At 71.5% G+C, this 7,276-nt stretch carries 8 protein-coding genes; all 8 read right to left on the bottom strand.

The features are described 5' to 3' along the window. On the bottom strand, window positions 1–687 hold a 687-nt coding region (locus ABYE80_RS14650), incomplete at its 3' end, for a 50S ribosomal protein L11 methyltransferase (protein WP_372791027.1). Continuing rightward, on the bottom strand, window positions 684–1,817 hold the full coding sequence (dnaJ, locus tag ABYE80_RS14645; RefSeq protein ID WP_372791026.1) for a molecular chaperone DnaJ: 1,134 nt from the start codon (window positions 1,815–1,817) through the stop codon (window positions 684–686). The genes ABYE80_RS14650 and dnaJ, both read right to left, overlap by 4 nt. Beyond that, complete coding sequence (gene hrcA, locus ABYE80_RS14640; RefSeq protein ID WP_372791025.1) at window positions 1,814–2,839, bottom strand: heat-inducible transcriptional repressor HrcA; 1,026 nt, start codon at window positions 2,837–2,839, stop codon at window positions 1,814–1,816. Before hrcA ends, dnaJ begins: the two co-directional genes overlap by 4 nt. Before the next feature lie 78 nt (window positions 2,840–2,917). Continuing rightward, the gene (locus ABYE80_RS14635) at window positions 2,918–3,313 is read right to left on the bottom strand and encodes a MaoC/PaaZ C-terminal domain-containing protein (protein WP_372791024.1); all 396 of its coding nucleotides are present in this window, start codon (window positions 3,311–3,313) and stop codon (window positions 2,918–2,920) included. A gap of 3 nt (window positions 3,314–3,316) precedes the next feature. After that, on the bottom strand, window positions 3,317–3,757 hold the full coding sequence (locus ABYE80_RS14630; protein ID WP_372791023.1) for a MaoC family dehydratase N-terminal domain-containing protein: 441 nt from the start codon (window positions 3,755–3,757) through the stop codon (window positions 3,317–3,319). Between the two features lie 49 nt (window positions 3,758–3,806). Further along, window positions 3,807–4,607 carry an SDR family NAD(P)-dependent oxidoreductase gene (locus ABYE80_RS14625; RefSeq protein ID WP_372791022.1) on the bottom strand — a complete coding sequence of 267 codons (801 nt, stop codon included), beginning with the start codon at window positions 4,605–4,607 and terminating at the stop codon, window positions 3,807–3,809. 31 nt (window positions 4,608–4,638) lie between these two features. Then, window positions 4,639–6,450: a translation elongation factor 4 gene (lepA, locus tag ABYE80_RS14620; protein ID WP_372791021.1), complete on the bottom strand. Its 1,812-nt coding sequence runs from the start codon at window positions 6,448–6,450 to the stop codon at window positions 4,639–4,641. 49 nt (window positions 6,451–6,499) lie between these two features. Beyond that, a partial coding sequence (gene murJ, locus ABYE80_RS14615; protein ID WP_372791020.1) for a murein biosynthesis integral membrane protein MurJ occupies window positions 6,500–7,276 on the bottom strand: 777 nt, incomplete at its 5' end.

Below are 7,276 nucleotides of genomic sequence, written 5' to 3'. Positions count from 1 at the left end.
GATCGCGCCGTCCGCGAACCCCTCCGAGGCCACGCGCAGCAGGAGCGGTCGCAGCAGGTTGGCGAGCACGAGCGGCGCGTACGGGGACGGTCCGTCGTAGACGAGGTCGTGCCGGTGCGCGGTCATGTCGACGCCGTTGACCCGCGCGTTGTCGAGGGTCGCCTGCACCGACGCCACGTCGTGGTCCACGCCCACGACGGGGGCCCACCCCAGCGCCGACGCCGCGATCCCCAGCACGCCGGAGCCACACCCGACGTCGACCGCCGCTCCGCCCGGTTCCAGCTCGAGCAGGAGCTCGAGGCACAGCCGGGTGGTGTCGTGCGCTCCGGTCCCGAACGCCTGCCCCGGGTCGATCACGATCTCGCGGACCGTGGTGTCCGCGCTCGGCGGGCACCACGGCGGCCGGACGTGCAGCGCACCGCCGACCAGGATCGGCTGGTGGAAGGCACGCCAGCGCTCCGACCAGTCGTCGGCGACCTCGCTCGTGCGGATCTCGACCAGTGCGCCGCCGGCCGCGGCCTCGAGGTCCGGTAGGTCCGGGATCTCGCCGGGCGCACCGTAGATCGCGTACTCCACGACGTCGTCGCCGATCGCGGTCTCCTCGACCCCCGACGGCGCGAACGTCAGCAGGTCCGACAGCGCGAGCTCCGCGTCCTCGCGCCGCACCCGGACCGCGAGCCGGATCACCGGTGGCCCATCAGGCGCCGCAGCTTCCCGACCATCGTCTCGTCGCTGCGCAGGTTGTCGTCGGTGATCGTGGCCGCCAGCTCCTCGACCAGGCGCTTCTGATCCTTCGTGAGCCGGCGCGGGACGACGACGTTGACCATCGCCCGCAGGTCGCCCTGACGACCGGGACGGCGCAGGACGGGCATCCCCCTGCCCCTCACGGTGATGACCTCTCCCGGCTGCGTCCCGGCGGGGATCGAGAAGGTGGCCGGGCCGTCGATGGCGTCGACGTCCATGCTGGTGCCCAGGGCTGCGAGCGGAGCGGGCACGTCCAGGACCGTGACGAGATCGTCCCCGTCACGCAGGAAGCGCTCGTGGGGGGCGACCGAGACGAGCACGTACAGGTCGCCGGACGGCGCGCCCGCATCGCCCTGGTGGCCGCGGCCACCCAGCCGGATCCGCTGGCCGTCCGCGATGCCCGCGGGGATGTCGACCTCGAGCTCCGAGCGGTGCATCTCGCGGCCGAGCCCCTCGCACTGCTCGCACGGCTGCTCGGCGATGCGCCCGTCGCCCGCGCAGGTGTCGCACTCGACCGTCCGCACCACCTGACCGAACGGGGTGCGCGACACGGCCTGGAGGCGGCCGGCGCCTCCGCAGCGATCGCACGTGCGGATCGGGGTCCCGGGTTTCGCCCCGTTGCCGTTGCAGGTCTCGCAGCGTCCGACGATCTCCACGGCGATCGGCCGCTTGACGCCGGCGAACGCGTCCGCGAGATCGATCTCGATCTCCACGGCGACATCGCCGCCCGGCGCCGGCCCTCCGCGTCCGCCACCGAAGCCGCCGCCCCCGAAGAAGGCGTCGAAGAGGTCGCTGATCGAGCCGAAGCCGTCGAAGTTGGGCGCGGCACCGCCCGCGCGCAGACCCTCGTGCCCGTACCGGTCGTAGGTGGCGCGGCGCTCGGCGTCGGAGAGGATCTCGTAGGCCTCCGCGGCCTCCTTGAACTTCTCCTCGGCCTGGGGGTCGTGGGCGTTGACGTCCGGGTGCAGCTCGCGGGCGAGCTTCCGGAACGCCTTCTTGATCGTGCTCTCGTCAGCGTCGCGGGCGACGCCCAGGACCTCGTAGGCGTCGCGTTTCGTGGAACTGCTGCTCATGCGTCGTAGACCTCTTCGATGAACCGGGAGAGCTGGAAGGCTGCCTCGCGGACCGTGGCGATCGCCGCGCCGTAGTCCATGCGCACCGGACCGATCACCGACACCGTCCCGAGCTTGCGGGCGGGAAGGCCGTAGCCCGAGGCGACGACCGCCAAGGATCGCAGGGCGGGCGTCTCGTTCTCCTGACCGATGCGCACGAGCACGTCACGCTCGCCCAGCGCGGACCGCAGCACGCCCAGCAGCGAGACGCGCCGCTCGAGCATCGTCAGCAGCTCGTTGATCTCGGACAGGTCCTGGACCCCGTGGTCGGCCAGCAGGCGGGCCGCACCATCGACGTACAGGGTGTCGTCGGCCGTCTCCGCGAGATCGGTGAAGGCTGGGCTGAGGGCGTCGAGGAAGGCCCGCTCCACGGCACCGAACGACGGGTCGTGGAGGCGCTGGGCGAGCATCCGGGCCCCGAGCCCCATGCCCACGAGCCGGCCGTTGAGCTCGTCCGACGCCCAGGCGACCAGACCCGGGTCGACCGGCCGCTCGAACGTGAACAGGCGCTTGGTGACGCCGCCGGTGGACGTGATGACCACGACCATGAGGACCGTCGGCTGCAGGGCGAGGACCTCGATGTGACGGATGGTGGCGGTGTCCAGCGGCGGGGCGGACACGATCGCCAGCAGGTTCGTGACCTGCGACAGCGTCTCGGTGGTGACCCGCATCGCCTCGTCGACCTCGCGGCGCACGAGCTGGAGCTCGAGCGGCTCACTCGGCGCGGGCAAGGGGACGTGCCCCTCCAGGAGGCCGTCGACGACGTAGCGGTGTCCGGCCTCGGTCGGGACGCGGCCCGCGGACGTGTGCGGGTGCGCGAGGAGCCCGTGCTCCTCCAGCAGCGCCAGCTCGTTGCGGATCGTGGACGGTCCGCAGTCGAGATCCGGGTCGGCCGCGAGCGCCTTGGAGCCCACCGGGGCGCCCGACACCAGGTAGGCGTCGACGACCTTGCGCAGGATCACCTGTTGTCGCGGGCTCAGCATCGCTCACTGCATGGTAGAAGCCTCGGCGGGCGAGCCCGGCCCGGACGGTCCGCCGGTGCCCGCGGCCCCCCGGAGGTGCTACCCGGTCCGCAACTCGGCGCGGGCCGACGGGACGATCGTGTTGCCCTCCTGCTCGGCCTGCAGCACCACGTGGGTCAGGTCGTCCGCGACGTCCTCGACCGTGCCGGTGACCGTGAGCTCGCGCTCCGGGACGCCCATGCCGCGGAACTCCACCTGGAGCCGTGCGAGGGCCTGCGGGTCGCCGTCGGCCACCGCGGTCGCGGCCCGGGCGACCTGCGCCATCGTCCAGAGGCCGTGGAGGATGCGTCCGGGCAGCCCCACGGACCGGGCGAAGTCGTCGTCGATGTGGATGGGGTTGAAGTCCCCGGACGCTCCGGCGTAGCGGACCGTGAGGTAGCGGTCCGGCGTCACGCTGAGCTCAGGGATCTCCTGGCCGGGTTCGAGGTCGGGCATCGGTCACCGTCCTCGCACGATGTTGGTCCAGCTCCCGACGCAGACGATGTCGCCGCGCTGGTTGGTCGAGGTGGAGGTGAACACGTAGAAGGCGCGGCCGTCCCGCTCGCGGATGTCCTGCACGAGGACCTCGGTGCGGATCTCGTCCCCGGCCACGACCAGCGGCCCCCAGCGGAACTCCTGGGAGGCGTGGACCATGCGGGCGAAGTCCATCCCGACGTCCGGGTCGAACAGGGCCGGGCCCATCGCCGGTGCGCAGTACACCGCGGCGAACATCGGCGGGGCGACGAGGTCGGCGTGCCCCGCCGCGCGTGCCTCGTCGAGGTCGAGATGCAGCCCGCCGGTCTCACCGATCGCGCGGGCGTACTCCCGGACCTTCTCGCGGCCGACCGCGTAGGTGACCGCCGGGAAGCGCTTGCCGATGGCTGCGGTCGAGACGGTCATGCAGGAGGACCGTATCCGCCCGCGACCCGACGGAAACCCGCGTGGACGTTCAGACGATGATCTGGACGGCGCCGCCGTCCACCGACCAGGCCGCCCCGACGACGCTGGAGGCCCGGCCGCTGCACAGGAACGCGACGACGTCCGCGATCTCGCCGGGCTCGGACATCCGTCCCAGGGGGGACTTCGCCGCGCGCTCGGCGAGGACCTCCTCCCGGGTCCGGTCCTGCTGGGCGGCCATCTGGTCGGCCATGCCCCCCTCCCCCGTCCACAGCTCGCTGGCGGTGACCCCCGGCGCGACCGCGTTGACCAGGACGCCCTGGCCGGCGTAGGCGTCGGCGAACACGCGGCTCAGCGACAGCTGGCCCGCCTTCGACACCGCGTAGGCGGCGTTCATCGGGGACGGACGCTTCCCGGCCGAGGACGCGACGTTCACGATCCTCCCCCACCCCCGCTCGGCCATCAGCGGCGCCGCGGCCTGCATGAGCCGCATCGGCGCCATCACGTGCAGTTCGTGGTTGAGGTGCCAGTCGTCGTCCCGGAGCTCCTCCAGCGCCTTCACGGAGGACGTGCCGGCGTTGTTGACGAGCACGTCGACGCCGCCGAAGGCCTCCACGCACGCGGCGACGATCTCGCGACCCGCCTGCGGGTCGGTCACGTCGCGGGCGCAGGCGACCACCCGGCCGCGCCCCGCTCCCCGCAGGTCGTCGCTCACCCGCTCGAGGGCATCCGCGTCGCGGGCGACCGCGAGCACGTCCGCGCCCTCCGCGGTGAGCCGCTCGAGGATCTCGCGACCGATGCCCCGGGATGCCCCGGTGACGATGCAGGCGCGACCGGTCAGTCCCAGGTCCATGCGCGCAGCCTACGACGCGCGCCGTACCGCCCTACTTCGAGTCGCCGAGCTCCAGCACCGCGAGGAACGCCTCCTGCGGCACCTCGACCCGGCCGACCTGCTTCATCCGCCGCTTGCCCTCCTTCTGCTTCTCGAGCAGCTTGCGCTTGCGGGAGATGTCGCCCCCGTAGCACTTGGCCGTGACGTCCTTGCGGAACGCCTTGACGGTCTCCCGGGCGACGATGTGCGACCCGATGGCCGCCTGGATCGGCACGTCGTACTGCTGGCGCGGGATCTTCTCGCGCAGCTTCTCGGTCAGGGTGCGACCGATCGTGTACGCCTTGTCCTTGTGGACGAGCATCGAGAGCGCGTCCACCACGTCGCCGGCCAGCAGGACGTCCAGGCGCACCAGGTTGGACGCCCGCATCCCCGACACCTCGTAGTCCAGGGACGCGTACCCGCGCGTCCGCGACTTCAGCTGGTCGAAGAAGTCCATGACGATCTCCGACAGGGGCAGCGCGTACTGCATCTGGACGCGGTCGGCGCTGAGGTAGTGCATCCCCTCGTGGTCGCCGCGCTTGTCCTGGCACAGCTCCATGATCGTGCCGACGTACTCCTTCGGCGTGATGATCGTGGCCTTCACGTACGGCTCGCGGATCTCCTGGATGCGCGCCGGGTCGGGCATGTCCGAGGGGTTGTGGACCTCGAGCTCCTCCTCGTTGGTCAGCGTCACCTCGAAGCCGACCGACGGCATCGTCGCCATGAGGTTGAGGTCGTACTCGCGCTCCAGGCGCTCACGGACGATGTCCATGTGCAGCAGCCCCAGGAACCCGCAGCGGAAGCCGAAGCCCAACGCGTCGGACGTCTCCGGCTCCCAGTGCAGCGCGGCGTCGTTGAGCGTGAGCTTCTCCAGCGCGTCGCGGAGGTCCCCGTAGTCGTCGGCCTCGATCGGGAACATGCCGCAGAACACCATCGGCTGGATCTCGCGGTAGCCCGGCAGCGCCTCCTCGGCGCCGTGGCGCTTGGTGGTCAGCGTGTCGCCGACGCGCAGCTTGGTGACGTCCTTGACGCCGGTGATGACGTAGCCGACCTCGCCCACCGTGAGGTGGTCCGCGCTGGTCATGGCCGGGGTGAAGTAGCCGATGTCGTCGATGTCGGCCTCCGTGCCGGTCGCCATCGCGCGGATCGCCTCGCCCTTCTTGAACGTCCCGTCGACCACGCGGATGTAGGCGATGACGCCGCGGTACTGGTCGAACTCGCTGTCGAAGATGACCGCGCGGGGCGGGGCGTCCGGGTCGCCCTCGGGCGGCGGGACCTTCTCGACCAGCTCCTCGAGGACCTCCAGGACCCCCTCCCCGGTCTTGCCGGAGATCCGCTTGATCGCGTCGGCGGGCTCGCCGAGCAGCTCCGCGACCTCGCCGGCCACCCGTTCGGGCTCCGCACCCGGGAGGTCGATCTTGTTCAGGCACGGGATCAGCTCCAGGCCCGCGTCGACGGCGAGGTAGGTGTTGGCCAGCGTCTGCGCCTCCACGCCCTGCGAGGCGTCCACGACCAGCAGCGCGCCCTCGCACGCCGCCAGGGAACGCGACACCTCGTAGGTGAAGTCGACGTGCCCGGGCGTGTCGATGAGGTGGAACTGGTAGGTCTCGCCGTCGCGCTGCGACGTGAAGTACACGCGGACCGCCTGCGACTTGATCGTGATCCCGCGCTCGCGCTCGAGCTCCATGGAGTCGAGCAGCTGCGCGCGCATCAGACGCGGGTCGACGGTCTGGGTGAGCTCCAGGATGCGATCGGCCAGCGTCGACTTGCCATGGTCGATGTGGGCGATGATCGAGAAGTTCCGGATGTGCGACTGGTCGGCCATGCGTGCGCGAAGGATGGCAGTCCGCTGGACGCGCCGCCCCGCGGAGCGGTCAGCCCGCCCGCCGCAGGCGGCTGAGGACGAGCCGCTCGATCTGCGCCGCCTCCGGGACCCGCATCAGCAGCACCAGCCCCGCGTACACGCACACCCCGGCTCCCAGGGCCGTGGACACCGAGACGATCTGGGCGAGGATCCCGCGTCCCAGCAGCTCGTCGAGGCCCCACCAGACGCCGTAGGCCAGGCCGCCGAAGGCCGTCGCCGCCACGCAGATCTTGGCGATCGCGATCGCCGTCTCGCGGCCCTCGAGCCGTCCCTGGAGCTCGCGGCGCAGGTACCAGGTCTGGGCGAACGTCATGAAGGCGCTCGAGGCGACGGTGCCGATCACGATGCCCGGGATCCCGAACGGCTTGTACAGCGCGGCGCTGACCCCGAGGTTCACGAGGAGGTTGGCCCCCGCGAGCTTCGTGGTGATCCACGGGCGCTGCAACGAGAAGAACGTGCGGGTCAGCAGCAGGTTCACCCCGCTGAACGGCAGGCTGAACGAGAACCAGAACAACGCGCTGGACACGAGCTCGGTGGATCCGGGACCGAACTCGCCGTGCTCGTAGATCAGGCGCGTGATCGGTGTGGACAGCGCGATCGTCGCCGCCGCGGCGGGGACGAGCAGCAGGAAGATCTGGCGGAACCCGTTGGCGGTGAGCGCCCGCAGCCCGTCGGCGTCCCGGCGGGCCGCGAAGCGGCTCAGCGCCGGGTACAGGACCGTCGCGACCGCGACGCTGAACATGCCCTGCGGCAGCATGTAGATGCGGAAGGCGGCGTCGATCGCGCG

Source organism: Paraconexibacter sp. (assembly GCF_041602235.1).
Classification (GTDB): domain Bacteria; phylum Actinomycetota; class Thermoleophilia; order Solirubrobacterales; family Solirubrobacteraceae; genus Paraconexibacter.
The sequence above is the reverse complement of the archived record's forward strand: the minus strand, read 5'-3'. Positions and strand labels throughout refer to the sequence as shown.